Annotated in this window: 32 protein-coding genes; 2 read left to right on the top strand and 30 right to left on the bottom strand. The window is 48.3% G+C overall.

Annotation, left to right across the window (positions count from 1 at the left end; genetic code table 11):
- Nucleotides 1-12: 12 nt before the first annotated feature.
- The 19 genes from rpsE to rpsJ form a co-directional block, all read right to left on the bottom strand.
- On the bottom strand, nt 13-510 hold the full coding sequence (rpsE, locus tag EIZ37_RS21405) for a 30S ribosomal protein S5 (RefSeq protein ID WP_134686804.1): 498 nt from the start codon (nt 508-510) through the stop codon (nt 13-15).
- An 81-nt stretch (nt 511-591) separates the two neighbouring features.
- The gene (gene rplR / locus EIZ37_RS21400) at nt 592-954 is read right to left on the bottom strand and encodes a 50S ribosomal protein L18 (protein WP_134686803.1); all 363 of its coding nucleotides are present in this window, start codon (nt 952-954) and stop codon (nt 592-594) included.
- A gap of 33 nt (nt 955-987) precedes the next feature.
- On the bottom strand, nt 988-1,524 hold the full coding sequence (gene rplF, locus EIZ37_RS21395; RefSeq protein WP_134686802.1) for a 50S ribosomal protein L6: 537 nt from the start codon (nt 1,522-1,524) through the stop codon (nt 988-990).
- A 29-nt stretch (nt 1,525-1,553) separates the two neighbouring features.
- Nucleotides 1,554-1,952, bottom strand: a complete 399-nt coding sequence (gene rpsH / locus EIZ37_RS21390) for a 30S ribosomal protein S8 (RefSeq protein ID WP_134686801.1) — start codon at nt 1,950-1,952, stop codon at nt 1,554-1,556.
- 24 nt (nt 1,953-1,976) lie between these two features.
- Nucleotides 1,977-2,162, bottom strand: a complete 186-nt coding sequence (locus EIZ37_RS21385; protein ID WP_134686800.1) for a type Z 30S ribosomal protein S14 — start codon at nt 2,160-2,162, stop codon at nt 1,977-1,979.
- Nucleotides 2,163-2,186: 24 nt separating this feature from the next.
- The gene (gene rplE / locus EIZ37_RS21380; RefSeq protein ID WP_134686799.1) at nt 2,187-2,729 is read right to left on the bottom strand and encodes a 50S ribosomal protein L5; all 543 of its coding nucleotides are present in this window, start codon (nt 2,727-2,729) and stop codon (nt 2,187-2,189) included.
- A 26-nt stretch (nt 2,730-2,755) separates the two neighbouring features.
- Entirely contained in the window at nt 2,756-3,070 is a 315-nt protein-coding gene (gene rplX, locus EIZ37_RS21375; protein ID WP_134686798.1) for a 50S ribosomal protein L24, read from the bottom strand.
- A 52-nt stretch (nt 3,071-3,122) separates the two neighbouring features.
- Nucleotides 3,123-3,491, bottom strand: coding sequence for a 50S ribosomal protein L14 (rplN, locus tag EIZ37_RS21370; protein ID WP_134686797.1), 369 nt, complete (start codon nt 3,489-3,491; stop codon nt 3,123-3,125).
- 41 nt (nt 3,492-3,532) lie between these two features.
- Nucleotides 3,533-3,799 (bottom strand): 30S ribosomal protein S17, encoded by a 267-nt coding sequence (rpsQ, locus tag EIZ37_RS21365; protein ID WP_134686796.1) that lies wholly within the window; start codon nt 3,797-3,799, stop codon nt 3,533-3,535.
- Nucleotides 3,800-3,820: 21 nt separating this feature from the next.
- A complete protein-coding gene (gene rpmC / locus EIZ37_RS21360) occupies nt 3,821-4,018 on the bottom strand; it encodes a 50S ribosomal protein L29 (RefSeq protein ID WP_134686795.1) in 198 nt (65 codons plus the stop codon).
- The gene (rplP, locus tag EIZ37_RS21355) at nt 4,008-4,442 is read right to left on the bottom strand and encodes a 50S ribosomal protein L16 (protein WP_134686794.1); all 435 of its coding nucleotides are present in this window, start codon (nt 4,440-4,442) and stop codon (nt 4,008-4,010) included. Before rplP ends, rpmC begins: the two co-directional genes overlap by 11 nt.
- 2 nt (nt 4,443-4,444) lie before the next feature.
- Entirely contained in the window at nt 4,445-5,104 is a 660-nt protein-coding gene (gene rpsC, locus EIZ37_RS21350; RefSeq protein ID WP_134686793.1) for a 30S ribosomal protein S3, read from the bottom strand.
- 13 nt (nt 5,105-5,117) lie between these two features.
- Nucleotides 5,118-5,450, bottom strand: coding sequence for a 50S ribosomal protein L22 (gene rplV, locus EIZ37_RS21345; RefSeq protein ID WP_134686792.1), 333 nt, complete (start codon nt 5,448-5,450; stop codon nt 5,118-5,120).
- Between the two features lie 31 nt (nt 5,451-5,481).
- A complete protein-coding gene (rpsS, locus tag EIZ37_RS21340; protein ID WP_134686791.1) occupies nt 5,482-5,763 on the bottom strand; it encodes a 30S ribosomal protein S19 in 282 nt (93 codons plus the stop codon).
- A gap of 49 nt (nt 5,764-5,812) precedes the next feature.
- Nucleotides 5,813-6,643: a 50S ribosomal protein L2 gene (gene rplB, locus EIZ37_RS21335; protein ID WP_134686790.1), complete on the bottom strand. Its 831-nt coding sequence runs from the start codon at nt 6,641-6,643 to the stop codon at nt 5,813-5,815.
- 32 nt (nt 6,644-6,675) lie between these two features.
- Entirely contained in the window at nt 6,676-6,966 is a 291-nt protein-coding gene (gene rplW, locus EIZ37_RS21330; RefSeq protein ID WP_134686789.1) for a 50S ribosomal protein L23, read from the bottom strand.
- Nucleotides 6,966-7,589, bottom strand: coding sequence for a 50S ribosomal protein L4 (gene rplD / locus EIZ37_RS21325; RefSeq protein WP_134686788.1), 624 nt, complete (start codon nt 7,587-7,589; stop codon nt 6,966-6,968). The genes rplW and rplD overlap by 1 nt, the downstream gene beginning before the upstream one ends.
- A gap of 17 nt (nt 7,590-7,606) precedes the next feature.
- Entirely contained in the window at nt 7,607-8,236 is a 630-nt protein-coding gene (rplC, locus tag EIZ37_RS21320) for a 50S ribosomal protein L3 (protein WP_134686787.1), read from the bottom strand.
- A gap of 168 nt (nt 8,237-8,404) precedes the next feature.
- Nucleotides 8,405-8,713: a 30S ribosomal protein S10 gene (gene rpsJ / locus EIZ37_RS21315; protein WP_003333796.1), complete on the bottom strand. Its 309-nt coding sequence runs from the start codon at nt 8,711-8,713 to the stop codon at nt 8,405-8,407.
- Nucleotides 8,714-8,975: 262 nt separating this feature from the next.
- On the opposite strand from rpsJ, the gene EIZ37_RS21305 reads away from it, so the two are divergent.
- Nucleotides 8,976-9,338 (top strand): globin domain-containing protein, encoded by a 363-nt coding sequence (locus EIZ37_RS21305; RefSeq protein ID WP_407921164.1) that lies wholly within the window; start codon nt 8,976-8,978, stop codon nt 9,336-9,338.
- Between the two features lie 75 nt (nt 9,339-9,413).
- Here EIZ37_RS21305 and EIZ37_RS21300 read toward each other — a convergent pair whose 3' ends face one another.
- The gene (locus EIZ37_RS21300; RefSeq protein WP_134686784.1) at nt 9,414-10,331 is read right to left on the bottom strand and encodes a DMT family transporter; all 918 of its coding nucleotides are present in this window, start codon (nt 10,329-10,331) and stop codon (nt 9,414-9,416) included.
- Nucleotides 10,332-10,457: 126 nt separating this feature from the next.
- Nucleotides 10,458-11,648, bottom strand: a complete 1,191-nt coding sequence (locus EIZ37_RS21295; protein WP_134686783.1) for an MFS transporter — start codon at nt 11,646-11,648, stop codon at nt 10,458-10,460.
- Between the two features lie 132 nt (nt 11,649-11,780).
- On the opposite strand from EIZ37_RS21295, the gene EIZ37_RS21290 reads away from it, so the two are divergent.
- Complete coding sequence (locus tag EIZ37_RS21290; protein ID WP_134686782.1) at nt 11,781-12,641, top strand: helix-turn-helix transcriptional regulator; 861 nt, start codon at nt 11,781-11,783, stop codon at nt 12,639-12,641.
- Between the two features lie 50 nt (nt 12,642-12,691).
- On the opposite strand, the gene tuf is transcribed toward EIZ37_RS21290, so the two are convergent.
- From tuf to rplL, 9 genes are all read right to left on the bottom strand, one after another.
- Nucleotides 12,692-13,882, bottom strand: a complete 1,191-nt coding sequence (gene tuf, locus EIZ37_RS21285) for an elongation factor Tu (protein WP_134686781.1) — start codon at nt 13,880-13,882, stop codon at nt 12,692-12,694.
- A 135-nt stretch (nt 13,883-14,017) separates the two neighbouring features.
- The gene (fusA, locus tag EIZ37_RS21280) at nt 14,018-16,102 is read right to left on the bottom strand and encodes an elongation factor G (protein WP_134686780.1); all 2,085 of its coding nucleotides are present in this window, start codon (nt 16,100-16,102) and stop codon (nt 14,018-14,020) included.
- A gap of 64 nt (nt 16,103-16,166) precedes the next feature.
- Nucleotides 16,167-16,637 (bottom strand): 30S ribosomal protein S7, encoded by a 471-nt coding sequence (gene rpsG / locus EIZ37_RS21275; protein WP_134686779.1) that lies wholly within the window; start codon nt 16,635-16,637, stop codon nt 16,167-16,169.
- 58 nt (nt 16,638-16,695) lie between these two features.
- Nucleotides 16,696-17,130, bottom strand: coding sequence for a 30S ribosomal protein S12 (rpsL, locus tag EIZ37_RS21270; RefSeq protein WP_134686778.1), 435 nt, complete (start codon nt 17,128-17,130; stop codon nt 16,696-16,698).
- A gap of 121 nt (nt 17,131-17,251) precedes the next feature.
- Nucleotides 17,252-17,506 (bottom strand): 50S ribosomal protein L7ae-like protein, encoded by a 255-nt coding sequence (locus EIZ37_RS21265; RefSeq protein ID WP_134686777.1) that lies wholly within the window; start codon nt 17,504-17,506, stop codon nt 17,252-17,254.
- A gap of 153 nt (nt 17,507-17,659) precedes the next feature.
- Nucleotides 17,660-21,289 carry a DNA-directed RNA polymerase subunit beta' gene (rpoC, locus tag EIZ37_RS21260; RefSeq protein ID WP_134686776.1) on the bottom strand — a complete coding sequence of 1,210 codons (3,630 nt, stop codon included), beginning with the start codon at nt 21,287-21,289 and terminating at the stop codon, nt 17,660-17,662.
- A 28-nt stretch (nt 21,290-21,317) separates the two neighbouring features.
- A complete protein-coding gene (rpoB, locus tag EIZ37_RS21255; protein ID WP_134686775.1) occupies nt 21,318-24,857 on the bottom strand; it encodes a DNA-directed RNA polymerase subunit beta in 3,540 nt (1,179 codons plus the stop codon).
- 378 nt (nt 24,858-25,235) lie between these two features.
- Nucleotides 25,236-25,832 carry a class I SAM-dependent methyltransferase gene (locus EIZ37_RS21250; protein ID WP_134686774.1) on the bottom strand — a complete coding sequence of 199 codons (597 nt, stop codon included), beginning with the start codon at nt 25,830-25,832 and terminating at the stop codon, nt 25,236-25,238.
- Nucleotides 25,833-25,978: 146 nt separating this feature from the next.
- Nucleotides 25,979-26,341 (bottom strand): 50S ribosomal protein L7/L12, encoded by a 363-nt coding sequence (rplL, locus tag EIZ37_RS21245; RefSeq protein ID WP_134686773.1) that lies wholly within the window; start codon nt 26,339-26,341, stop codon nt 25,979-25,981.
- Nucleotides 26,342-26,356 lie beyond the last annotated feature (15 nt).

The following is a 26,356-nucleotide window of genomic DNA, read 5'->3' as shown; positions in this document are numbered from 1 at the left end:
CATTCCCCTCCCTTAACCTAACAATTCGTCAACAGTCTTACCGCGCAGTTTCGCGACGTCTTCCGCTGTTTTCAGGCGACCAAGGCCTTCCAGCGTAGCGTTGACCATGTTGATTGGGTTGTTGGATCCGAGCGACTTAGAAAGAACGTCACCTACACCAGCTAATTCAAGAACCGCACGAACCGGTCCACCTGCGATAACTCCAGTACCTTCAGAAGCTGGTTTGATCAATACTTTTCCGGAACCAAATTGGCAAAGCACTTGGTGAGGAACAGTAGTTCCTTTGAGAGGAACTTTGATCAGGTTTTTCTTCGCGCTGTCAATTGCTTTGCGAATGGCATCTGGAACCTCTTGAGCTTTACCCATGCCAGCGCCTACGTGTCCGTTGCGGTCACCCACAACAACGAGTGCGCTGAAGCTCATGCGGCGACCACCTTTAACCGTTTTCGCAACACGGTTAATCGCGACAACTTTTTCTTCTAGCTCTAATTTGCTAGGGTCGATACGCATTCCTTACCCTCCTTGTTTCGAATGAAAGGGGAAAAACTTTCCCATTCTTAAGATCTGTAAAAACGAGCGTTCTCGTTTGTATTAGAATTGCAGACCAGCTTCACGTGCTGCGTCAGCCAAAGCTTTGATACGTCCATGGTAGAGGTAACCACCACGGTCAAAGATCACGTCAGTTACACCTTTTTCTTGTGCGCGTTTCGCGATCAGCGTACCAACTGCAGTAGCAGCTTCCACGTTACCACCGTAGTTAATGCCCAATTCTTTATCGAGCGAGGATGCGGATGCGAGTGTTACGCCTGTAGCATCATCGATCAATTGTGCGTAAATGTGTTTCGAAGAACGGAATACGTTCAAGCGTGGACGTACCGCTGTACCTACCAAACGTTTACGGATACGCAGATGACGTTTTTTCCGTGCTTTATTTTTATCGCCTTTTGTAAACATTACGCGGCCTCCCTTCTCATGAAACTATGAAGCTTACTTACCTTTTTTACCTTCTTTACGGCGAACAACCTCGTCGCTGTATTTGATACCTTTGCCTTTATATGGTTCAGGCTTACGCAGTGCGCGGATTTCAGCAGCCACTTGGCCAACGCGCTCTTTGTTGATACCTTTAATGATCAGCGTAGTTTGGTTAGGAACTTCGATCTCGATACCAGCTTCAGGTGTTACTTCAACTGGATGGGAGAACCCGAGAGAAAGAGTTACGCCATTACCGGACTTCGCAGCACGGTAACCTACACCCACCAACTCCAGTTGACGAGTGAAGCCTTCGGATACACCAGTAACCATGTTAGCAAGAACCGCACGAGTCGTACCATGCAAGGAACGATGAGCTTTGTTGTCGCTAGGACGCTCTACTACGATTTCGGATTCATTAACGTTGATAGTGATGTCCGGATGAAATTCACGGACCAGAGTTCCCTTAGGGCCTTTTACCGTCAATTCCGTTCCGTTCTTGGTAACGGTAACGCCTGCAGGGACCGCTATCGGTTTTCTACCGACACGAGACATATCTTACACCTCCTATTACTTAGAGCAAATTACCAAACGTATGCGAGTACTTCGCCGCCTACATGTGCTTGACGAGCTTGTTTGTCAGTCATAACACCAGCGGATGTAGAGATGATCGCGATACCGAGACCACCCAACACGCGAGGTACTTCGTTATTTTTTGCATAAACGCGCAGACCTGGTTTAGAAATACGTTTCAGACCAGTAATTACACGCTCATTGTTTGCACCGTATTTCAAGAACAGACGGATAATCCCTTGCTTGTTGTCCTCGATGAACTCAGCATCACGGATGAAACCTTCTTCCTTCAAGATGCGAGCTACTTCTTTCTTGATCGTGGATGCAGGGATCTCCACTTTCTCGTGGCGAACCATGTTCGCATTGCGAATACGAGTAAGCATATCTGCGATTGGATCAGTCATAACCATGAGAGAAACCTCCTTCCCGTTAAATTACCAGCTTGCTTTCTTCACGCCTGGAATTTGACCTTTATAAGCCAACTCACGGAAGCAAATACGGCAAAGTTTGAATTTACGCAGTACAGAGTGAGGACGTCCGCAACGCTCACAACGAGTGTACGCTTGAACCGCAAACTTCGGTTTCCGTTGTTGCTTAATGATCATTGATTTTTTTGCCACGTTTTTCCCTCCTTACGATAGGGTTTATTTACGGAATGGCATTCCCATTTGAGTCAACAACTCACGAGCTTCTTCATCGGTTTTCGCAGAAGTTACGATTACGATGTCCATACCGCGAACTTTGTCAATTTTATCGTACTCGATCTCAGGGAAGATCAGTTGTTCCTTCAGACCAAGTGTATAGTTTCCACGACCATCAAATGCTTTGGAAGAGATACCGCGGAAGTCACGTACACGCGGGAGCGATACGTTCATCAACTTGTCGAGGAAGTGGTACATACGCTCACCACGAAGGGTAACTTTCGCACCGATCGGCATACCTTCACGCAATTTGAAACCTGCGATGGAGTTCTTCGCACGAGTTACCACTGGTTTTTGACCTGTGATAATTTGCAAATCCTCAATTGCAGTATCCAGAGCTTTCGCGTTGGCAACTGCTTCACCGACACCCATGTTGATAACGATTTTTTCTACTTTCGGCACTTGCATGATGGAGCTGTAACCAAACTTGCTCATCAAGCTAGGTACGATTTCGCTTGTATATTTTTCTTTCAATCTTGTCGCCATCTAGGACAGCCTCCTTTCCGACCTGACTACTTGTCGATTACTTCGCCAGATTTTTTTGCAACCCGAACTTTTGTGCCGTTGTCCAATACTTTGTACCCGATACGAGTTGGTTTACCGGACTTCGGATCGATCAACGAAACGTTAGATACGTGAATCGGAGCTTCTTGCGTTACAATACCGCCTTGTGGATTACTTTGGGACGGACGAGTGTGTTTTTTCACGAGGTTGATTCCTTCAACCAGCACTCGGTCTTTCTTTGGAAAAGCTGCCAGTACGCGGCCTTTTTTCCCTTTATCCTTGCCTGTAATCACGATAACCGTATCGCCTTTTTTCACGTGCATCGCTTGGTGCACCTCCTATCGAACAAACTGCATTATACCAACGCCGACCTAATTAGAGAACCTCTGGAGCGAGGGAGATAATCTTCATGAAATCTTTATCACGCAGTTCGCGTGCTACTGGTCCAAAGATACGAGTTCCACGTGGGGACTTATCTTCTTTGATTACCACCGCTGCGTTTTCATCGAAACGGATGAAAGATCCGTCGTTGCGACGAACACCGCTAGCTGTACGCACGATAACCGCCTTCACTACTTGACCCTTCTTGACAACGCCACCGGGTGTAGCGGATTTTACGGAGCACACGATGACATCACCGATGTTCGCAGTTTTGCGACCGGAGCCACCCAAAACTTTGATACACATCAGTTCTTTCGCGCCAGAGTTATCTGCTACAGCCAATCTGGTTTGAGTTTGGATCATTTGATGTTCCTCCTTTCGGTATCATTTACCCGAAAACTACCTTATAGAATAACAGCTTCTTCAACAATGCGTACCAATCGGAAGCTCTTGTCTTTGGAAAGAGGGCGAGTTTCCATGATCTCTACGATATCGCCGGTTTTTGCTGTATTGTTCTCGTCATGCGCTTTGAACTTCTTGGAATACTTCACGCGCTTGCCGTACAATGGGTGCTTTTTGTAGGTTTCAACCAGTACGACAATGGTTTTATCCATTTTGTCGGATACTACGCGACCTACCATGGTTCTACGGTTATTGCGTTGAGCAGTCATCGTCCGAACCTCCTTCCTTTATTAGCCGATTCCCAATTCTCTTTGGCGCAGGATGGTTTTCGCACGAGCGATATCCTTACGCACTTGCTTAATGCGAGCAGTGTTTTCCAGTTGGCCAGTCGCCAATTGAAAACGCAGGTTGAACAGCTCTTCTTTCAAAGAAGAAATGTTTTGCTCGATTTCGGCAGTGGTCAAATTGCGAAATTCATTAGCCTTCATGTGCGTCACCACCCACTTCTTCACGCTTCACGAATTTGCATTTGATTGGCAGTTTGTGCATAGCCAAACGCATCGCTTCACGTGCTACTTCTTCAGGAACACCGGCAAGTTCGAACATGATCTTACCTGGTTTCACTACTGCAACCCAATATTCAGGAGAACCTTTACCGGAACCCATCCGCACTTCCAATGGCTTCTGTGTGATTGGTTTATCCGGGAAGATTTTAATCCATACTTTACCGCCACGTTTGATGTAACGAGTCATCGCAATACGAGCTGCTTCGATTTGACGGTTTGTGATCCAAGCTGGTTCAAGAGCTTGCAAACCGTATTCACCGAAAGCTACTGTTGTACCGCCTTTCGCGTTACCTCTCATGTTACCGCGTTGTTGTTTGCGGTGTTTTACGCGCTTAGGTACTAACATGATTACTTGCCTCCTTCCTCATTTGCTTTCTTTCTTGTAGGAAGCACTTCTCCGCGGTAGATCCATACTTTTACGCCGATGCGGCCATAAGTAGTGTGCGCTTCAGCAGTACCGTAGTCGATGTCGGCACGAAGAGTATGAAGCGGAACAGTTCCTTCGCTGTAACCTTCGGAACGAGCGATATCAGCACCGCCCAGACGTCCGGAAACAAGTGTTTTGATACCCTTAGCGCCAGCGCGCATTGTGCGGGTGATCGTTTGTTTTTGTGCACGACGGAAAGAAATGCGGTTTTCCAATTGACGTGCGATGTTTTCAGCTACCAGAGTAGCATCCAAATCAGGTTTTTTCACTTCGTTGATGTTGATGTGTACGCGTTTGCCTGTCATTTCAGACAGAGTTTTACGCAGTACTTCAACCTCTTGTCCGCCTTTTCCGATCACCATTCCTGGCTTAGCGGTGTTGATTGTTACGTTAACGCGGTTAGCTGCGCGCTCGATTTCGATCGAGGAAACAGCAGCGTCTTTCAAACGCCCTTTAACATACTTACGGATACGCAAGTCTTCATGCAAAAGTGCCGCGAAATCTTTATCTGCGTACCATTTGGATTCCCAGTCGCGGATAATGCCGATGCGAAGACCTACAGGGCTTACCTTTTGACCCACACGTAATCCCTCCTTATTTCTCGTTTAGTACCACTGTGATATGGCTAGTGCGTTTATGGATGCGGCTAGCGCGACCCATTGCACGCGGACGGAAGCGTTTCAAGGTTGGGCCTTGATCCGCAAAAACTTTTCCAACAACCAGGTTGTTTGGATCCATTTCATAGTTGTGTTCCGCATTCGCGATCGCGGATTTCAACAACTTTTCCACTACAGGAGAAGCAGCTTTTGGCGTGTGTTTCAAGATCGCCAGTGCTTCACCCACTTGCTTACCTCTGATCAAATCGACTACCAGTCGAACTTTACGAGGCGCGATTCGAATGTTGCGAGCAACTGCTTTAGCTTCCATCTGTCTACCTCCTCTCTATTGAAGAGAAAAATTAACGCTTGCGGGATTTTTTATCGGTGTCAACGTGACCTTTGAAGGTACGTGTCGGCGCGAATTCACCCAGTTTGTGACCAACCATGTCTTCCGTTACATAGACCGGTACATGTTTGCGACCATCGTAAACAGCGAATGTGTGTCCGATGAAGTCAGGGAAGATTGTAGAACGACGAGACCAGGTCTTGATCACGCGTTTTTCGCCCTTTTCGTTTTGCTCTTCCACTTTTTTCATCAAGTGGCCATCCACGAAAGGTCCTTTTTTCAAACTACGTCCCATGTGTGAACCTCCCTTCGCCCAAGGCGTACGGTTATTGGATCACCCTACCTTACTTCTTGCGACGGCGGATGATATATTGATCAGATTTGTTGCGTTTTTTACGAGTTTTGAGACCCAGAGTTGGTTTACCCCAAGGAGTAACAGGTGCTTTACGTCCGATTGGAGCGCGACCTTCACCACCACCGTGTGGGTGATCATTCGGGTTCATTACGCTACCGCGAACGGTTGGACGTTTACCCAACCAACGGGAACGACCTGCTTTACCAATGTTCAGGAGCTCGTGATCGAGGTTACCTACTTGACCGATGGTAGCGCGGCAATCGTTATGAATGCGGCGAGTTTCACCAGAAGCCAGGCGTACGATTACGAAATCACCATCACGACCCAACACTTGAGCGGAAGAACCAGCGGAGCGAACCAGCTGTGCACCTTTGCCAGGTTTCAACTCAATGTTGTGGATCGTAGTACCTACTGGGATGTTTACCAGTGGCAGAGTGTTACCGGTTTTGATATCTGCATCTGCGCCGGAAACGATTGTGTCGCCCACTTTCAAACCAAGAGGAGCGATGATGTAACGTTTTTCCCCATCCGCGTAGTTGATCAGAGCGATGTTTGCGGAACGGTTTGGATCGTATTCGATCGTAGCTACACGACCTGGAATGCCATCCTTGTTACGTTTGAAGTCAATAATACGGTATTTGCGTTTATGACCGCCACCTTGATGACGAACGGTAATCTTACCCTGGTTGTTACGTCCAGCGTTTTTGCTCAAAGGAGCCAAAAGAGATTTCTCTGGTGTAGAGGTTGTGATCTCTTCAAATGTAGATACCGTCATTTGGCGACGACCAGGAGAAGTCGGTTTAAACTTTTTGATACCCATTTAAATTCCCTCCTTTACGGTAGTCGTCGTGCTTATACACCTTCGTAGAATTCCAGCTCTTTGCTGTCAGCAGTCAACTTAACGATTGCTTTTTTCCACTCAGAAGTATATCCGGAGTATTTGCCGTAACGTTTTGGTTTCGCAGGAACACGAGTGGTGTTAACTGCTTCAACCTTCACGCCAAATACTTTCTCAACTGCTTGTTTGATTTCGGTTTTGTTGGCTTTGAGAGGTACTTCAAATACGTACTTTTTCTCAGCCATCATGTCAGTAGTGCGCTCAGTGATGATAGGGCGCTTCAGAACGTCATGAAGGTGTTTCATTACGCGAGCACCTCCTCTACTTTAGCAACCGCATCTTTCGTTACGATTACTTTGTCGTGAGCTACGAGGTCGAGAACGTTAATGCCTGCAGCGTCTACGAATTTAGCACCCGGGATGTTGCGGGAAGAGAGTGCTACGTTTTGATCATACTCGGAAGTCACGATCAGCACTTTGCGATCTGCTTTCAAGCTGCTCAAAACTTGAGTCATTTCTTTCGTTTTTGGAGCTGCGAAGTTCAGAGCGTCCAATACGAGCAATTCATTGTTTTGCACTTTGGAAGAGAGTGCGGATTTCAGAGCCAGACGACGCACTTTACGGTTCAGTTTGTAACCGTATTTGCGTGGAGTTGGTCCAAATACTACACCGCCGCCTTTCCATTGTGGCGAACGGATCGAACCTTGACGGGCACGACCAGTACCTTTTTGGCGCCATGGTTTACGACCACCACCGCGTACTTCAGAGCGGTTCTTCACATCATGCGTACCTTGGCGTTGGGATGCTTGTTGCATCACGATCGCATCGTACAGTACCGCGCTATTTGGCTCGATGCCGAATACGCTGTCTGCCAATTCGATTTCGCCTACTTGCGCACCAGTTTGGTTGTAAAGAGCTACTTTTGGCATGTCAGTTCCTCCTTTCCTTACTTGTTCTTGACAGCCGATTCAACGACTACGTAGCTATTTTTTGGTCCAGGTACGGAACCTTTTACGAGGATCAGGTTGCGTTCTGCATCCACTTTCACTACTTCAAGATTTTGAATGGTTACATTGTCGCCACCCATTTGTCCTGGCAGTGTTTGACCTTTGAACACGCGGTTAGCTGCGATCGAACCCATAGAACCTGGGCCACGATGGTAGCGCGAACCGTGCGCCATAGGACCGCGAGATTGATTGTGGCGTTTGATGGAACCTGCGAACCCTTTTCCTTTGGTTACGCCGGCAACGTCAACAACGTCTCCCTCGGCAAAAATGTCTGCTTTCAACTCTTGACCTACCTCGTATTCACCGAGGTTAACTCCGCGAACTTCGCGAACGAAGCGCTTAGGTGCTGTGTTAGCTTTCGCTGCATGGCCTTTTTCCGGCTTGTTAGCGCGCTGTTCTTTTTTATCGTCATAGCCGATTTGGATCGCCTCATAGCCGTCGTTGTCTACGTCTTTCTTTTGCAGAACTACGCAAGGACCAGCTTCGATAACAGTAACAGGAATCGCTACTCCATTTGGACCGAAAACTTGGGTCATGCCCAGTTTCTTACCTAAGATTCCTTTGGTCATTTGTGCCACCTCCTGTACAAGTTTCATAAAAATTAAAGCGTGAAATGACCATTTGTTGTATCACGTCCCCATCGATGCGCAGGGGCGCTACCTTATGGTAAACCGTATGTTTCGCAAGCGCCGCGGTCATTCGCAAGACAACGCCTGCGTGTGTATCATTATTGGTGCTTACAGTTTGATTTCGATATCAACACCGGACGGCAGATCAAGACGCATCAAAGCATCAACCGTTTGTGGTGTAGGATTCAAAATATCGATCAGACGTTTGTGTGTACGCATTTCGAACTGTTCACGAGAATCTTTGTACTTGTGAACCGCACGCAGGATCGTGTACACTGCTTTCTCGGTAGGAAGCGGAATTGGCCCAGATACATTCGCTCCGGAACGTTTCGCTGTCTCTACGATTTTCTCAGCAGATTGATCGAGGATTTTGTGATCGTACGCCTTCAATCGGATACGGATCTTTTGTTTTGCCATTGTAGTCCCTCCTTCTTCGCCCATTTTATAAACGGACATTTCTCCGTGGAAATATCCTGCACCCCAGCCATGGCAAAGGGTCCGGGTGTGTCAGCAACCTCCCACATCATCGCAAGTCCATGACCAACATTCACTATTGTACTAAAATGAAATAGGCAAAGCAAGTTTTTTTTGCTTTAATATAGCTAGAAAACAATGGTTTTTTACACGTTGTTGAAAGGAGCAAACGATCGTGTCCGAAATCTCGCAAAACCCCTATGAAATGATCGGTCCCAAAACGCTTGAACGATTGGTAGAAGTCTTTTACGATCTGGTTGCCCAAGATCCCGATCTCTCACCCATATTCCCGAAGGACCTGACGGAGACCAAGGAAAAGCAGCGGATGTTTCTGACGCAATTCCTCGGTGGCCCTCCTCTGTATAGCGAACAGCACGGCCATCCCATGCTACGGGCTCGGCATATGCCCTTCCCCGTAACGCCCACACGTGCAAATGCATGGCTTGCCTGCATGAGCAAGGCGATGGATAAGGTCGGATTGGACGGCGAGCTGCGCAAAGCGATCTTTGAACGCTTGACGTTAACCGCTCACCACATGGTCAATACGCCCGACAGCAGCGAGAGATGATATGCGCCTGAAACGAAAAACCGTCTGAATCGATTTGCTTCGACCAGACGGTTTTTGCTTTTATCACGTCGCTTCTTATATAGAAGGCTGCGCAATCGTTTTCGCTTGTTTTCTCGCTTGCTGCGATCCGAGATACACTCCCACTACCACCAGCACGAATGCGACTACATGTATCCACTTCAGCTGTTCACCAAGGAAGATCGCTGCGAATATCAGACTGGCCAGCGGCATCCCATTTAAAAAGACTGCGGTACGACTCGCCCCTAGTTGACCGATGCCATAGTTCCAGCCAATGGTCCCAAGCCCAGTAGAGATTCCACCTGAAACCAGGATGACCAGCCACGTGAACGGACTCGTATCAATAGAAGCAATCACATCGAGTGGGTAGATCAGGAATGACGCGATCCACAGCAGCACGGCGGCAACGGCATGCGAATATCCCGTGATAATCAGTGCCGGAACACCCTGCATGGCAATTTTGCGTACCAGCAACCCTCCGATCACATACATCAGCATCGAGAAAAACATAATCAGGTCACCATGCCCGGTCAATTGCACCCCGGAGGAATTGTTCAACACCACGAGCAAGACGCCGCTGAAGCCCATGAGGACCCCGATCGTCTTTCGGAAAGACATCGGTTCCCCCAGAAAAAGCATTGCCAGAACCGCCGTTGTCAACGGATTCAGTCCCAAAATGAGCGATCCCGTGCCCGCGGTGGTATACTGCAGTCCCCAGGCCAATGTGATTTGATGCATCGTGATCATCGTGACAGCCACACCAGTGATGAGCATCATTTCTTTTTGACGAACTTTCACCAGACCATTTTTCCAAAAGATGATCGGAATCAGTACAAGGGTGCCCACTGTAATGCGAATAGCTGCAATCAAGACCGGTGGAAAAAAGGCAAGATACTTGACCATCACTACATTTAATCCCCAAATGGTGACAACCGCACATAAAATCGCATAAATCATTCGCTCTTTGGCTAACATCTTCTAACCGCCTTCTCTCATCGCACCTTTCAATTATCCATGTATTTTAGCATAGCTCGCGAAAATTCAATAAGGAAAGATTTTGATAAGTTTTATGAAAAGTATTTATAAGGATTTTCTGTATATCTAGGTCAAGTCCATTTCCTTACGTGTTTTTGTCCGTTTCTTTTGTCGGGATAGGAATGACATCGTAAGCAGCATGATCAACGTAAATCCGACAAGCCCCCACAGCGTCTTCGTCACCGACAGTTCTTCCATACCCAAGCCAGTCAGATAAGAAAGACAGGCCCCGCCAATTCCTGCCGATGCGATCAACAGACTGGTTGTTCTTTCTGTTCTCCCCGGGAGCATACGATTCGCCAGCAAGAGTGCGATCGCAAATATCCCTGACATGGACAGCCCTAGCAGCACGATCGATAGAAAGGCGTAGCGGATGTCGGCTAGCATGGGTAAGGTTGTTAAGACCAGAAGCGATAGGATGCAACTCCATAACAGGTATCCCGTATAACCTATCTTTTGCGCAATTCTCCCCGCAAATAAACGTCCCACCGACATGGCCCCCCAGAAAAACGTTACACTTAGGGAAGCAACCGAGCTATCGACACGGGAAAGCTCAATAAAAATCGAAGGCATATAATTTGCAATACTCATCTCGATACCCACGTACAGGAAAAAGAAAAAAATAAATGTTGCCACGATCGGCATATCTCCACGGTCATACGGCAGCCTTCCACCCTTCCCCTGTTCGGGTCGAGCTACAGGCTCCTGATGGCTAACCACAGGAAGATCCGTTCGAAACCAGACGATCATGAGCAGCACAGAAAAAGCCGCGATCATATACAAAGCCAACTGCCAGTTTTCATACACAATCAATACGCTAACCACAGCTGGCATGGTCAAGGCTCCAATACCAAAAAAGACTTCCAGCCGACTCATGGCCACAGCCGTATTTTCTTTCACTGAATCAATGATCATGGAACCAATCGCTGCTTCAATCGTGCCACTGCACAACCCGGCGACAAAAGCGATTCCAATCACACCATACCAGGGAGGCAGATTGCCGAAAGTAGCATAGCTGATTGCCAGCAAGCCCAATGCAAGCAGAAGCATGTTTTTTCTGCCAATCGCCCTGTTGCCTTCCGGAGAGGCAAGGACACCAGCAAGAAAACCGATAAATTGGGCAAACAAAACTGTACCACCGTCACTGTAATCCCGTTTGTAATAGCTCAACAGCTCCGGAAGCAATGCACCCGCCACCACATTGGTAACTCCGATCAACAAATAAAAACAGCAGCTCACCCACAACAAGTTCTTCACGTTCCATTCCCCTTTTCATTCATTGCCGGAATCTTTACAATAACTGTATCTATCATAGGAATTTGCGCAAATACATGTAAGTTAAGATTTGGTTCATTTTGTGCACGATTTTGGCATGTTTGGGGGTTAGCCATGGAGATCTTCCACGAAAAAGTGAGCTATGACAGTCCGGTTCTTGCCATGAAAGTTCTGCATGCTGACAATCGCTGCGGGTATGACGGCAAATGGCATTACCATAAGGAAATCGAGCTGCTCGTGATCCTGAAGGGGAGCTTTGAAATCCTCATTGAAGACCAGGCCTATCCACTTCACGACAGCCATTGCCTGCTGATCGGTTCCAATGAATTGCATCGCGACCGGTTTAAGGATTGGGACCAATTGGAGTATATTATTCTACAGTTCGATTTGGCCCAATACTTTGACCCCAGTAGCATGCCCTATATGAAGCTGTTCCTGGAGTGCCAAACTCCATTAAGCCAGCTCAATTATATTTTTCATGAACATCCCGGGGCCAAAGCCGACATCATTCAGGCCGTCACCGAGATTGACCGGGAGATGTCAGACTCTGCGCTCGGTTTTGAGTTAGCCGTTAGTATGCTGATGAAGCGCATTCTGTTAACACTGATCCGTTATGACACGAGAGGGATCCTGCGACAGCCATCCAATCCCCATGTCCTTCGCTTTAAGCCTGTCCTGGATTATATCGATGAAAACCTGTCGTCCAAAATCGATGCGTCTGCCTGCAGCAGGCTCATGAATCTCAGCTATTATCATTTTTTAAAAGCCTTTAAGCAAGCCATGAATATGCCTTTTCTCGAGTATGTTCATTTCCAACGGATAAAACGAGCGGAGCGGTTGCTATTAACCGAGGACTGGAATATTGAAGAGATTGCCGCCCATGTTGGGTTCACTCATACTGGCCATTTTTATCGCACCTTTAAAAAGTACAATCACTGTTCTCCCAAACAGTTTAAACAGATGAAACTGGCATAATGCAAAAAACCCCGGCAGCGATTGCTGTCGGGGTTTCTTTCATATCAAAATTACTCAGTGATGGTAGATACTACGCCAGCACCTACTGTACGGCCACCCTCACGGATAGCGAAACGAGTACCTGGATCCATCGCTACTGGTGCGATCAGTTCAACGATGAACTCTGTGTTGTCACCAGGCATGATCATTTCAACGCCTTCTGGCAATTGGATGATACCAGTTACGTCAGTTGTACGGAAGTAGAATTGTGGACGGTAGTTAGAGAAGAATGGAGTGTGACGTCCACCCTCTTCTTTGGACAGAACGTAAACTTCTGCTTTGAATTTAGTGTGTGGTTTGATGGAACCTGGTTTCGCCAAAACTTGACCACGCTCGATATCTTTACGCTCAACACCACGGAGCAGAGCACCGATGTTGTCACCAGCTTGTGCTTGGTCGAGCAATTTACGGAACATCTCAACACCAGTTACTGTAGTGTTGCGAGTTTCTTCAGCGATACCAACGATTTCAACTTGGTCACCGACTTTAACGATACCTTTTTCTACGCGGCCAGTAGCAACTGTACCACGACCAGTGATAGTGAATACGTCCTCAACTGGCATCAAGAAAGGTTTGTCAGTGTCGCGCTCAGGAGTTGGGATGTAGCTGTCAACAGCGTCCATCAGTTCAGCGATTTTCTTAGCCCATTCGCCAGTTGGGTTGTCCAGAGCTTCTTTAGCGGAACCTTTGATTACTGGGATATCGTCGCCTGGGAACTCATATTGAGAGAGCAGGTCACGGATTTCCATTTCAACCAGTTCCAACAACTCTTCATCGTCAACCATGTCGCATTTGTTCATGAATACAACGATGTAAGGTACGCCTACTTGGCGAGAGAGCAGGATGTGCTCACGAGTTTGTGGCATTGGACCATCCGCAGCAGATACTACGAGGATCGCGCCGTCCATTTGAGCAGCACCAGTAATCATGTTTTTCACGTAGTCAGCGTGACCAGGGCAGTCAACGTGAGCATAGTGACGAGCATCAGTTTCGTACTCAACGTGTGCAGTGTTGATTGTGATACCGCGCTCTTTTTCTTCTGGAGCAGCGTCGATAGAAGCATAAGCCATCGCTTGTGCTTTACCTTGTTGTGCCAATACAGTAGTGATCGCAGCAGTCAGAGTTGTTTTACCATGGTCAACGTGACCGATGGTACCAATGTTTACGTGCGGCTTATTGCGCTCGAATTTTGCTTTTGCCATTGAGGGAAGCCTCCTTAAATAATTGATAAGGGATATTTTTTAAAGAGAAAGGTTTACCCGTATGTAGGTAGATCCAGACAATATTGTAAACCTTTCTCGTTTGAATATAAAGAGCGAAACCTGTCACTTCTGAAATTATTGAGCGTCGCCTTTGGACTTCTTGATAATTTCATCAGAGATGTTGCGTGGTACCTCTTCATAGTGGTCGATAACCATCGAGTAGTTACCGCGACCTTGGGTACGGGAACGCAGTGTTGTGGAATAACCGAACATCTCGGAGAGCGGCACCATAGCACGGATGATTTGCGCGTTTGCTTGCGCTTCCATACCCTCGATGCGGCCACGACGGGAGTTCAGGTCACCCATTACGTCACCCATGTACTCTTCAGGCACTGTAACTTCCACTTTCATGATTGGCTCGAGCAGAACCGCGCCACATTTCTTCGCAGCTTCTTTCAGAGCCAAGGAACCTGCTACTTTAAACGCCATCTCGGAGGAGTCAACGTCATGGTAGCTACCGTCAACAAGCGTTGCTTTGATATCTACGAGAGGGAATCCGGCGAGAACACCGTTTTTCATGGACTCTTCGATACCCGCTTGAACTGCAGGGATGTACTCTCTTGGTACTACCCCACCGACGATTTTGTTTTCAAATTCGAAGCCTTTACCTGGCTCAAGCGGAGAGAACTCCACCCAAACGTGACCGTATTGACCACGACCACCGGATTGGCGAACGAATTTACCTTCCACTTTCGCAGCGTTTTTGAATGTCTCACGGTATGCAACCTGTGGAGCACCCACATTCGCTTCGACTTTGAATTCGCGCTTCATGCGGTCAACGATGATCTCCAAGTGAAGCTCACCCATACCTGCGATGATGGTTTGCGCGGTTTCTTCGTCAGTGAAAGTTTTGAATGTAGGATCTTCCTCGGCCAATTTGGAGAGGGCGATACCCATTTTATCTTGGTCTGCTTTCGATTTAGGCTCGATCGCAACCTGGATAACTGGCTCTGGGAATGTCATGGATTCCAAGATAACTGGAGATTTTTCATCACACAGTGTGTCACCAGTTGTAGTGTCTTTCAAACCTACAGCCGCTGCGATGTCACCGGAGTAAACCATATCGATTTCTTGGCGGTGGTTCGCATGCATTTGCAGGATACGTCCGACACGCTCACGTTTACCTTTTGTAGAGTTCAACACATAGGAACCGGAGCTCAATGTACCGGAGTATACACGGAAGAAGGTGAGACGACCAACGTATGGATCCGTCATGATCTTGAATGCAAGAGCAGAGAACGGAGCAGCATCGTCGGATTCACGAGTCACTTCATCTTCAGTGTCAGGAATAACACCTTTGATCGCAGGGATGTCAATTGGGGATGGCAGGTAGTCAACTACCGCATCCAGCATTGGTTGAACCCCTTTGTTTTTATAGGAAGAACCGCAAAGAACGAGAACGATGTTAGTGCTGATAACACCTTGGCGGAGAGCGCGTTTGATCTCTTCAGTCGTCAGCTCTTCTCCTTCGAGGTATTTCATCATCAATTCTTCGTCTTGCTCAGCAGCTGCTTCAACCAGTTCAAGACGAAGTTGTTCGCACTTGTCTTTCAGGTCTTCTGGAATTTCTACCGCGTCAGAAGTTTTACCCAAGTCGTCGGTATAGATGATTGCTTTCATTTCAACAAGGTCAACCATACCTTTGAATTGATCTTCAGCGCCGATAGGGTATTGAATTGGAACAGCTTTCGCGCCCAGACGGTTGCGGATTTGATCCACACACATGTCAAAGTTAGCGCCCATGATGTCCATTTTGTTGATGTAGCAAATACGCGGTACGCCGTAACGGTCAGCTTGGCGCCAAACGGTTTCGGTTTGCGGCTCAACGCCACCTTTCGCATCGAACACTGTTACAGAACCATCGAGTACGCGCAGGGAACGTTCTACTTCAACTGTGAAGTCTACGTGACCAGGGGTGTCAATGATGTTGATGCGGTGCCCATTCCATTGGGCAGTGGTAGCAGCGGAGGTAATGGTAATACCGCGCTCTTGTTCTTGCTCCATCCAGTCCATTGTAGCGGCACCTTCGTGCACTTCACCAATCTTGTGAACGCGACCGGTGTAGAAGAGAATACGCTCGGTAGTAGTGGTCTTACCAGCATCGATATGAGCCATGATCCCGATATTACGCGTATTCGGCAGGGAGAACTCGCGAGCCATGTGGTATGCTCCTCCTCATAAGTGGATATATGCGGGTATCCAAAGCGGATACCCACTTTGGATACTACCAGCGATAGTGAGCAAATGCTTTGTTTGCTTCAGCCATCTTGTGCGTGTCTTCACGCTTTTTCACAGCTGCACCTGTATTGTTAGCTGCATCCATGATTTCGTTAGCAAGACGTTGTTCCATGGTTTTCTCACCGCGAGTGCGGGAGTAGTTAACCAACCAACGAAGACCAAGAGTCGTACGGCGCTCAGGTTTCACTTCGATTGGAACTTGGTAGTTGGCACCACCAACACGACGAGCTTTTACTTCGAGTACTGGCATGATGTTTTTCAGCGCTTCCTCGAATACTTCCATCGGGTTGCGTCCTGTGCGCTCTTGAATGATACCGAACGCATTGTACAGGATATTTTGGGCAACACCTCGTTTACCGTCAACCATCAAACGGTTGATCAGACGAGTAACCAACTTGCTGTTGTGTACTGGATCTGGCAATACGTCACGACGGGTTACTGGACCTTTACGTGGCATGTGTCCCCCTCCTTACTTTTAAGATATTTTCGATTCACTATTCGCTTTTACGCGATTCTTATTTCTTTGCTGCTGCAGCACCTGGTTTTGGACGCTTAGTACCGTATTTGGAACGACCTTGTTTACGGTTGTTCACACCAGCAGTGTCAAGCGCACCGCGAACGATGTGGTAACGTACCCCTGGCAAGTCTTTTACACGACCGCCGCGAACAAGTACCACACTGTGCTCTTGCAGGTTGTGGCCGATACCACCGATGTAAGCTGTTACCTCGATACCGTTTGTCAAACGCACACGCGCGTATTTACGAAGCGCGGAGTTTGGCTTTTTCGGTGTCATGGTACCTACACGAGTGCACACACCACGTTTTTGTGGAGAGCTTTGGTTGGTTTGCTCCTTTTTGAAGGAGTTGTACCCTTTTTGCAGAGCTGGAGATTTGGACTTCTCTACTTTCGCGCTGCGACCTTTACGTACCAATTGGTTCATTGTAGGCATGATGAAACCTCCCTTCTTGTTTACCCATTTTCAAGACCACAGATCCAGGTGAGTCATTTTTGGGCCAAATAGAAAGTTTTTGCGGACAGACTCTTTGACAGAGCAACCTGCAAAAACAACACTAACTACTTTTTTTAATCGCGGCAGCAGCCGCGCCCACATCGATTCCACAGGCTCTTCCAAGCCTTTTCATGGAATCTACATAGATGACTGGAACACCCTTCTCTTTACAAAGGAGAGCGATTTTGTTCGTCAAACGCTTGTCGGCGTCTTCTGCAACATACACTTCTTGAGCGAAGCTGTGCTCTACCGCCTTAATCGTTTGATTGATTCCGATCGCAAGCTCCTTGGCCCGCTCTACTTTTTCATAAGACATGAGAATCATATCCTCCAAAGTATTGAGTGTCAGGCACACTTGAATATAATATCAGGTTGAATACTAGAAGTCAAACTTTATTTTCTCTTTCTCCTCAAAACTGCGATTGATAGAGAAGAAGCCCGTCAGTGACGGGCTTCTAGTGACTTCCTTCTACTCTACCGATACTGCTTCCAACTCATCCGCACCCAGTTCATTTGCTTGTGCTTCATACTCGGCACGAGATTGAACCTTGGTATTGCGGTAACGGGACATACCCGTACCTGCTGGAATCAGTTTACCGATAATCACGTTCTCTTTCAGACCGAGCAGGCGGTCTACTTTTCCTTTGATCGCTGCATCCGTCAAGACACGAGTAGTCTCCTGGAACGATGCTGCGGAGAGGAACGAATCCGTCTCGAGCGATGCTTTGGTAATACCAAGCAGAACCGGACGGCCGACTGCAGGGTTTTTCCCTTCGATCAGCACTTTCGCATTCGCCGCTTCGAACTCATGCACCTCTACGAAAGAACCTGGCAGCAAGTCTGTATCACCGCTGTCGATGACACGGAGCTTGCGCAGCATTTGGCGAATCATAACCTCAACGTGCTTGTCGTTGATTTCTACCCCTTGCATACGGTACACCTTTTGTACCTCTTGCAGGATGTAGTTGGATACGCCGCGCTGACCGCGAACTTTCAGCATTTCCTTTGGATCTACGGAACCCTCTGTCAGCTCGTCACCGGCATTCAGTCGGTTGCCGACCGATACCTTGATACGAGAGCCATATGGCACTGGGTAGACTTTGTTTTCCGCTTCCCCGCGAACTTCAATTTCACGACGGTCCTTACCTTCACGAATATCGATAACTTCCCCGTCGATTTCAGTAATAACCGCTTGCCCTTTTGGATTGCGCGCTTCGAACAACTCTTGGATACGCGGCAAACCTTGGGTAATATCGTCTCCGGCAACCCCACCGGTATGGAACGTACGCATGGTCAACTGTGTTCCAGGCTCACCAATCGATTGGGCAGCGATGATACCGACTGCTTCCCCGATTTCTACCTCTGCGCCTGTCGCCAGGTTGCGTCCATAGCAACGTTTACATACACCGTGGTTGGTGCGGCAAGTGAGAACGGTACGGATATATACTTCTTTCACGCCGATTTTCTCGAGATGCTCCGCCATATCCGCGGAAATTTCCTCATTGCGTCTGACGAGGATCTCGTTTGTTTCCGGATGGCGAACGGTTTCAAAGCAGGTACGACCAACAAGGCGATCGGACAGCTTTTCAATTTCTTCCTTACCATCCTTGATCGCGGAAACACGGATACCTTTATCCGTACCACAATCGTCTTCACGCACAATGACATCCTGCGCAACGTCTACGAGACGGCGAGTCAGATAACCCGAGTCCGCTGTACGCAGCGCCGTATCGGCAAGACCTTTACGTGCACCGTGCGTCGAGATGAAGTATTCCAATACGGTTAGACCTTCGCGGAAGTTGGATTTGATCGGCAACTCGATGATTCGTCCGGATGGGTTCGCCATCAGACCGCGCATACCTGCCAGCTGTGTAATCTGCGACACGTTACCGCGGGCACCAGAGTTCGCCATCATGAAGATCGCATTGAATTTATCCATGGATTTCATGAGAACTTCCGTTACTTCGTCCTTCGCTTTGGACCAGATCGCGATCACTCGGTCATAACGCTCATCGTCCGTGATCAAACCGCGGCGATATTGCGTCAAGACAGTGGCAACCTTCTTATCGGCTTCTTCGAGAATTTCTTTCTTCTTCTCAGGCACAACAATGTCGGAAACGGCAATGGTGATACCTGCTTTTGTAGAATAAGTGAAGCCAAGCTCTTTGATTTTATCAAGGATCACTGCGGATTCCATGGTACCGAAACGCTGGAAGCATTCCGAAATGATGGTTCCCAAGAATCCTTTTTTAACAGCCCCCAGGTCTGGAAGGCCTTTGATAAACTCTTTTACGTCTACACCTTTATCAAAGATGAAGTACTCATCCGGCACTTTGTGAGCCAGGTTCGCTTTGGTCGGCACGTTGATGAACGGAAGCTCAGGCGGGAAAATTTCATTGAAGATGATTTTCCCTGGCGTCGTAACCAACAGCGCCTTGTTTTGCTCTTCGGTAAAGGATGTCTTGCCAAGACGGTTCGCTGGCACTGCAATTCGGGTATGCAGGCTGATATAGCCGTTTTGGTAAGCTGCGATCGCATCGTGCGGATCGCGGAATACGCTGCCTTCCCCTTTGTCTCCCTCGCGCTCAAGCGTGAGATAGTAGGAGCCAAGCACCATGTCCTGAGATGGTGTAACAACTGGCTTACCATCTTTCGGGTTCAAGATGTTTTGCGCAGCAAGCATCAAGATGCGCGCTTCCGCTTGTGCTTCTGCAGAGAGCGGTACGTGAACAGCCATCTGGTCACCGTCGAAGTCCGCGTTGTATGCGGTACATACCAACGGGTGAAGACGAATCGCACGGCCTTCTACCAGAACCGGTTCAAATGCCTGGATACCAAGTCTATGCAAAGTGGGGGCACGGTTCAAGAGCACTGGATGTTCACGGATGACATCTTCGAGAACGTCCCATACTTCCGGCTGAACGCGTTCTACTTTGCGCTTCGCACTTTTAATGTTATGAGCGAGGCCTTTTGCGACCAGCTCTTTCATTACGAATGGTTTGAACAGCTCCAGCGCCATTTCCTTCGGCAGACCGCATTGGTACATTTTCAGGTTAGGTCCCACTACGATAACGGAACGACCCGAGTAGTCAACACGTTTCCCCAGCAGGTTTTGGCGGAAGCGTCCTTGTTTACCCTTCAGCATATGGCTGAGAGATTTCAATGGACGGTTACCAGGGCCGGTTACTGGGCGGCCGCGGCGACCGTTGTCGATCAACGCATCTACCGCTTCTTGCAGCATGCGTTTTTCGTTTTGCACGATGATATCAGGCGCGCCCAACTCGAGCAAACGCTTCAAGCGGTTGTTACGGTTGATCACACGACGATACAGATCGTTCAAGTCGGAAGTGGCAAAACGTCCACCATCCAATTGCACCATCGGACGCAGCTCCGGCGGAATAACCGGGAGCACATCCATGATCATCCAGTCCGGACGGTTGCCGGAGTTACGGAAGGCCTCCAACACTTCAAGGCGTTTGATCGCACGGTTGCGGCGTTGGCCTTGCGCAGTTTTCAGCTCTTCTTTCAGATGATCCACTTCTTTGTCCAGATCGATTTCGGCCAGCAGGCGCTTGATCGCTTCTGCACCCATCATCGCTTGGAACGCATACCCGTATTTTTCGCGATAGTTGCGGTACTCTTTTTCCGACAAGAGCTGTTTCTTGTCAAGTGGAGTATCGCCTGGATCGGTCACCACATAGGATGCGAAATAAATGACTTCTTCCAAGGAACGCGGGGACATGTCAAGAACAAGGCCCATACGGCTTGGAATGCCTTTGAAATACCAGATGTGGGAAACTGGGGCAGCGAGCTCGATATGCCCCATGCGCTCACGGCGAACTTTCGCGCGGGTTACTTCCACACCGCATCGATCGCACACGACACCCTTATAACGGACGCGCTTGTATTTTCCGCAATGGCACTCCCAGTCCTTGGTTGGACCGAAGATACGCTCACAGAACAAACCGTCTTTCTCCGGTTTCAATGTACGGTAGTTGATGGTTTCGGGTTTTTTCACTTCCCCGAAAGACCAGGATCTGATCTTTTCGGGGGAAGCCAACCCAATCTTCATATATTCGAAATTATTAACGTCAATCACAGGGCGTTACCTCCCTTGTACCGGAATCTTACTCTTCGTCCAAGCTTCCACCTTCGAGCACGAGATTGAGTTTCTCGCCTGCACCTTCATCTTCATCCTCGATTTCACGCATCTCAATCTCTTTCTCATCCTCGGAAAGGATCTTGACGTCCATACCCAAGCTTTGCAGCTCTTTAATCAATACCTTAAACGATTCAGGAACGCCTGGCTCCGGCACGTTTTCACCTTTGACAATCGCTTCGTACGTCTTCACGCGACCAACAACGTCGTCGGATTTGACGGTAAGGATTTCTTGCAAGGTGTACGCTGCACCGTAAGCTTCCAGTGCCCAAACCTCCATCTCCCCGAAACGCTGTCCGCCGAACTGGGCTTTCCCTCCCAGAGGCTGTTGGGTAACGAGTGAGTATGGTCCAGTTGAACGAGCATGGATTTTGTCGTCAACCAAGTGAGCCAGCTTCAGCATGTATACGCAACCTACCGTCACGCGACGATCGAATGGCTCGCCTGTGCGTCCGTCAAAGAGAATGGTTTTCCCATCTCGGTCCAAACCTGCTTCTTCCAGCGTTTCAAATACGTCTTCTTGGCGCGCACCGTCAAATACCGGTGTGGAAACGTGAATGCCGAGCATTTTCGCAGCCATACCCAAGTGCGTCTCCAATACCTGCCCGATATTCATCCGGGATGGTACGCCCAGTGGGTTCAATACGATTTCAACCGGCGAACCGTCTGGGAGGAATGGCATATCCTCTTCAGGCATGATCCGCGCGATAACCCCTTTGTTACCATGGCGTCCCGCCATCTTGTCACCAACGGAGATTTTCCGTTTTTGCGCGATGTAAACACGTACCAATTGGTTAACGCCAGGAGGCAATTCATCACCGTTTTCACGGGTGAATACTTTTACATCCACGACAATACCGGAGCCGCCGTGTGGCACACGCAGGGAAGTATCGCGTACTTCACGCGCTTTTTCACCGAAGATCGCATGGAGCAAACGCTCTTCAGCAGTCAGCTCGGTTACACCCTTCGGCGTTACTTTACCAACCAGAATGTCGCCATCCTGAATCTCAGCACCCACGCGTACGATGCCGCGCTCATCCAGGTTTTTCAGCGCGTCTTCACCCACGTTCGGGATGTCACGCGTGATTTCTTCTGGTCCGAGCTTGGTGTCACGTGCTTCGGATTCGTATTCTTCAATATGGATCGATGTATACACATCGTCTTTTACCAGTTTTTCGCTAAGCAAAATCGCATCCTCGTAGTTGTATCCTTCCCACGTCATGAAGGCTACGATAACGTTGCGGCCAAGTGCCAATTCCCCTTTTTCCGTGGATGGACCGTCTGCAACGATATCGCCCGGCACTACCCAGTCGCCTGTTTTCACAATCGGACGTTGGTTAATGCAGGTACCTTGGTTGGAGCGGATAAACTTGTGCAATTTGTACTTATCAAGATCGCCTGCTACTTGCTTACCATCGATCTCTTTGTAACGACGAATCCAGATTTCACGAGCGGTGACTCGTTCTACCTGTCCCGGATGCTTCGCAACAATCGCTACGCCAGAATCCTGTGCAGCTTTGTGCTCCATACCGGTACCAACAAACGGTGCTTGCGGAATCAACAGTGGCACAGCTTGACGCTGCATGTTAGATCCCATCAGGGCGCGGTTGGCGTCGTCGTTTTCCAGGAACGGAATCAACGCGGTCGCAACGGAAACAACTTGCTTCGGCGATACGTCCATATAATCGACTTTATCACGCGGAATGAACAAGTTTTCACCTTTACGACGGCAAAGCACTTGCTCGTTGCTGAATCGTCCGTCTTCCTCGAGAGGCTGGTTCGCCTGAGCAACGTTAAACACGTCTTCTTCATCCGCAGTCAGATAGGCGATCTCTTCGAGTACACGACCGGTTTCCGGATCGACTTTACGACGAGGTGTCTCGATAAAGCCGTAGTCGTTAATGCGCGCATAAGAAGACAGCGAGTTAATCAAACCAATGTTTGGTCCCTCTGGCGTCTCAATTGGACACATGCGACCGTAGTGGGAATGGTGAACGTCGCGCACTTCGAAGCCCGCGCGCTCACGAGTCAAACCACCAGGACCCAGTGCGGAAAGACGGCGCTTATGCGTCAGCTCAGCAAGCGGGTTCGTTTGGTCCATGAACTGGGACAGCTGGGAGCTTCCGAAGAACTCCTTGATCGCCGCGATCACAGGACGGATGTTGATCAATGCTTGCGGAGTGATTTGGTTTTGGTCTTGAATGGACATGCGCTCACGCACGACACGCTCCATACGGGAAAGACCGATGCGGAATTGGTTCTGCAGCAGTTCACCCACGGAACGCAGACGGCGGTTGCCCAAGTGGTCGATATCATCGGTAGAACCAACACCGTGCAGCAGGTTGATAAAGTAGTTGATGGAAGCTACGATATCCGCTGGCGTGATGTGTTTGACCGTTTTATCGATTTTTCCATTGGCAATCACTTTGATGATTTTCCCATCTTCATTCGGTGCGAAGATGTTGATGGATTGCAAAGTAATGGTTTCGTCTTCCAAGACGCCACCATGGGAACGAACATCAATGAAACCAACGCTTTCTTCCAGCGCTTGCTGGATACGGTCCATCACGCGGCGATCCACGATTTGACCAGCTTCCGCGATGATTTCACCCGTTCTGGTATCGACCAAGGTTTCAGCGAGACGTTGGTTGTACAGACGGTTTTTGATGTTCAGCTTTTTATTCATTTTGTAACGACCTACAGAAGCCAAGTCGTAACGCTTCGGATCAAAGAAACGGGAAACGAGCAAGCTCTTCGCGTTATCTACGGTTGGCGGCTCACCCGGACGCAGACGCTCATAGATTTCGATGAGCGCTTTCTCTGTGGAATCCGTGTTGTCTTTCTCGAGCGTGTTTTTGATGTATTCATCTTCACCCAGCAGGTTGAGAATCTCTACATCGGAGCTAAAGCCCAAAGCACGCAGAAGCACCGTAACCGGTATTTTACGGGTACGGTCAATGCGGACGTAAATCACGTCCTTCGCATCTGTCTCCAGTTCCAACCAAGCACCGCGGTTTGGAATGACCGTTGCAGTGAAGGCCTGCTTACCATTTTTGTCCACTTTCTGATTATAGTAAACACTAGGAGAGCGAACGAGCTGACTGACGATAACACGCTCAGCGCCGTTGATGATGAAGGTACCGGTCTCGGTCATGAGCGGGAAATCACCCATGAACACTTCCTGTTCCTTCACTTCTCCTGTCTCCTTGTTCAAAAGACGGACTTTTACGCGCAGTGGCGCTGCATATGTAACGTCACGTTCTTTCGACTCATCGACATCGTACTTCGGTTCTCCCAAACTGTAATCAATAAATTCCAGCACCAGATTGCCAGTGAAGTCCTGAATCGGAGAAATATCTTGGAACATTTCTCTCAGCCCTTCATCTAAGAACCACTGGTAAGACTTTTGTTGGATTTCGATTAGATTGGGCAATCCCAGTACTTCGTTAATGCGCGAATACGTGCGACGCTGGCGGTGTCGGCCGCATTGAATTACTTTACCTGCCAACTCATTCACCCCTCAGTTTTTCGTGCATGCATGAGAAATCTTGACTGCGCCAGGGTTTTTGGCGAAGTCACAGTTGCGGAAAATGCAGATGAAATAGCGTTTTGCCATCCATCCGCTAAAAACGGCGTAAACCGTTTTTCGCAAAAATAAAAATGGGTTAAACCAGTAACACCATTTTTAACCCAAAGAAACTCTATTTTAAAAGATTTCCCAACTATTTACACCTACATTCCTCCTCGGTTAAAAAAAGAGAAAAAAAGGTTGACAAATCAGGAATTGCTAAAAAATAGACAATAAACCCATATTGACATTTTACAATGTTACCACAACCAAAATTTAACGTCAAGTATGGAAATGAAAGTTATTGACATCAAAACTTTATTTAATCGCTCGGTAGATGTAATATCCTTTGCTTTTCTCGACCTCTTCTACCTCGCTGTAGGTTTCCTGCAACTTTTTCAACGCAGATGGCGCTCCCTGCTTCTTCTGAATAACCACCCACATTTCGCCGCCATCCCTGAGAAGCTCATACCCTTCGACAAAAATTCTATGTACAATGTCTTTCCCCGCCCGGATCGGCGGATTCGTCAAAATGATATCGAATTCTTGGCCTTGCACCTTCTCATATACATCGCTGACTTGAATCGTCACATTGTGAATACCGTTGATCTCCGCATTTCTGCGAGCTAACTCTACCGCGCGTTCGTTAATGTCGATCATTGTCACCGAACCGTCTACTGCCAGTTTTGCCGCCGAAAAACCGATCGGTCCGTATCCACACCCAACGTCCAGCACACGTGCGTTCGATGGAATGCGCATCGTTTCAATTAAAAGGACACTCCCATAATCAATCCGATCCCGCGAAAACACTCCCGCATCCGTAGTAAAGCGCAGCGTTATCCCCCGCAATTCAAAAGTAAACGTTTTTTCTTCATGGTGCAGATCCGGTTTATTGGTGTAGTAATGATTGTTCAACAGCTTCTCCACCTTTCAACGGTTCGACTCTACTGATTGAAGAAAACCCACACAGACAAAAGTCCTCTCCTGCCGTGTGGGAATCCTTGGGCTATAGAAAACCCCCCGCCAATTGGCAAGGGGTTTATCGATCAGCATACGCTAACTTATTTTACTTCTACAGTTGCGCCAGCTTCTTCGAGTTTCGCTTTGAGGGATTCTGCTTCGTCTTTGGAAACGCCCTCTTTGAGTGTTTTTGGAGCGTTGTCTACCAGGTCTTTTGCTTCTTTCAGACCCAAGCCAGTCAGCTCGCGAACAACTTTGATTACGTTGATTTTGGAAGCTCCACCGCTAACGAGGTTAACAGTGAATTCAGTTTGCTCAGCAGCCGCTTCAGCAGCGCCACCAGCAACTACAGCTACTGGAGCTGCAGCAGTTACACCGAATTCTTCCTCGATTGCTTTAACCAGATCGTTCAGTTCCAAAACGGACATACCTTTAATCGCTTCTAAGATTTGCTCTTTAGACATTATGATAATCCTCCC

It is taken from the genome of Brevibacillus migulae, from assembly GCF_004521915.1.
GTDB lineage: Bacteria > Bacillota > Bacilli > Brevibacillales > Brevibacillaceae > Brevibacillus_F > Brevibacillus_F migulae.
The sequence above is the reverse complement of the archived record's forward strand: the minus strand, read 5'-3'. Positions and strand labels throughout refer to the sequence as shown.

Coding starts and splice junctions, on each gene's coding strand:
- rpsE (WP_134686804.1), bottom strand. CDS start 510: ATGCGTATCGACCCTAGCAAATTAGAGCTAGAAGAAAAAGTTGTCGCG.
- rplR (WP_134686803.1), bottom strand. CDS start 954: ATGTTTACAAAAGGCGATAAAAATAAAGCACGGAAAAAACGTCATCTG.
- rplF (WP_134686802.1), bottom strand. CDS start 1,524: ATGTCTCGTGTCGGTAGAAAACCGATAGCGGTCCCTGCAGGCGTTACC.
- rpsH (WP_134686801.1), bottom strand. CDS start 1,952: ATGGTTATGACTGATCCAATCGCAGATATGCTTACTCGTATTCGCAAT.
- rplE (WP_134686799.1), bottom strand. CDS start 2,729: ATGGCGACAAGATTGAAAGAAAAATATACAAGCGAAATCGTACCTAGC.
- rplX (WP_134686798.1), bottom strand. CDS start 3,070: ATGCACGTGAAAAAAGGCGATACGGTTATCGTGATTACAGGCAAGGAT.
- rplN (WP_134686797.1), bottom strand. CDS start 3,491: ATGATCCAAACTCAAACCAGATTGGCTGTAGCAGATAACTCTGGCGCG.
- rpsQ (WP_134686796.1), bottom strand. CDS start 3,799: ATGACTGCTCAACGCAATAACCGTAGAACCATGGTAGGTCGCGTAGTA.
- rpmC (WP_134686795.1), bottom strand. CDS start 4,018: ATGAAGGCTAATGAATTTCGCAATTTGACCACTGCCGAAATCGAGCAA.
- rplP (WP_134686794.1), bottom strand. CDS start 4,442: ATGTTAGTACCTAAGCGCGTAAAACACCGCAAACAACAACGCGGTAAC.
- rplV (WP_134686792.1), bottom strand. CDS start 5,450: ATGGAAGCTAAAGCAGTTGCTCGCAACATTCGAATCGCGCCTCGTAAA.
- rpsS (WP_134686791.1), bottom strand. CDS start 5,763: ATGGGACGTAGTTTGAAAAAAGGACCTTTCGTGGATGGCCACTTGATG.
- rplB (WP_134686790.1), bottom strand. CDS start 6,643: ATGGGTATCAAAAAGTTTAAACCGACTTCTCCTGGTCGTCGCCAAATG.
- rplW (WP_134686789.1), bottom strand. CDS start 6,966: ATGAAACACCTTCATGACGTTCTGAAGCGCCCTATCATCACTGAGCGC.
- rplD (WP_134686788.1), bottom strand. CDS start 7,589: ATGCCAAAAGTAGCTCTTTACAACCAAACTGGTGCGCAAGTAGGCGAA.
- rplC (WP_134686787.1), bottom strand. CDS start 8,236: ATGACCAAAGGAATCTTAGGTAAGAAACTGGGCATGACCCAAGTTTTC.
- rpsJ (WP_003333796.1), bottom strand. CDS start 8,713: ATGGCAAAACAAAAGATCCGTATCCGATTGAAGGCGTACGATCACAAA.
- EIZ37_RS21305 (WP_407921164.1), top strand. CDS start 8,976: ATGATCGGTCCCAAAACGCTTGAACGATTGGTAGAAGTCTTTTACGAT.
- EIZ37_RS21300 (WP_134686784.1), bottom strand. CDS start 10,331: ATGTTAGCCAAAGAGCGAATGATTTATGCGATTTTATGTGCGGTTGTC.
- EIZ37_RS21290 (WP_134686782.1), top strand. CDS start 11,781: ATGGAGATCTTCCACGAAAAAGTGAGCTATGACAGTCCGGTTCTTGCC.
- tuf (WP_134686781.1), bottom strand. CDS start 13,882: ATGGCAAAAGCAAAATTCGAGCGCAATAAGCCGCACGTAAACATTGGT.
- fusA (WP_134686780.1), bottom strand. CDS start 16,102: ATGGCTCGCGAGTTCTCCCTGCCGAATACGCGTAATATCGGGATCATG.
- rpsG (WP_134686779.1), bottom strand. CDS start 16,637: ATGCCACGTAAAGGTCCAGTAACCCGTCGTGACGTATTGCCAGATCCA.
- rpsL (WP_134686778.1), bottom strand. CDS start 17,130: ATGCCTACAATGAACCAATTGGTACGTAAAGGTCGCAGCGCGAAAGTA.
- EIZ37_RS21265 (WP_134686777.1), bottom strand. CDS start 17,506: ATGTCTTATGAAAAAGTAGAGCGGGCCAAGGAGCTTGCGATCGGAATC.
- rplL (WP_134686773.1), bottom strand. CDS start 26,341: ATGTCTAAAGAGCAAATCTTAGAAGCGATTAAAGGTATGTCCGTTTTG.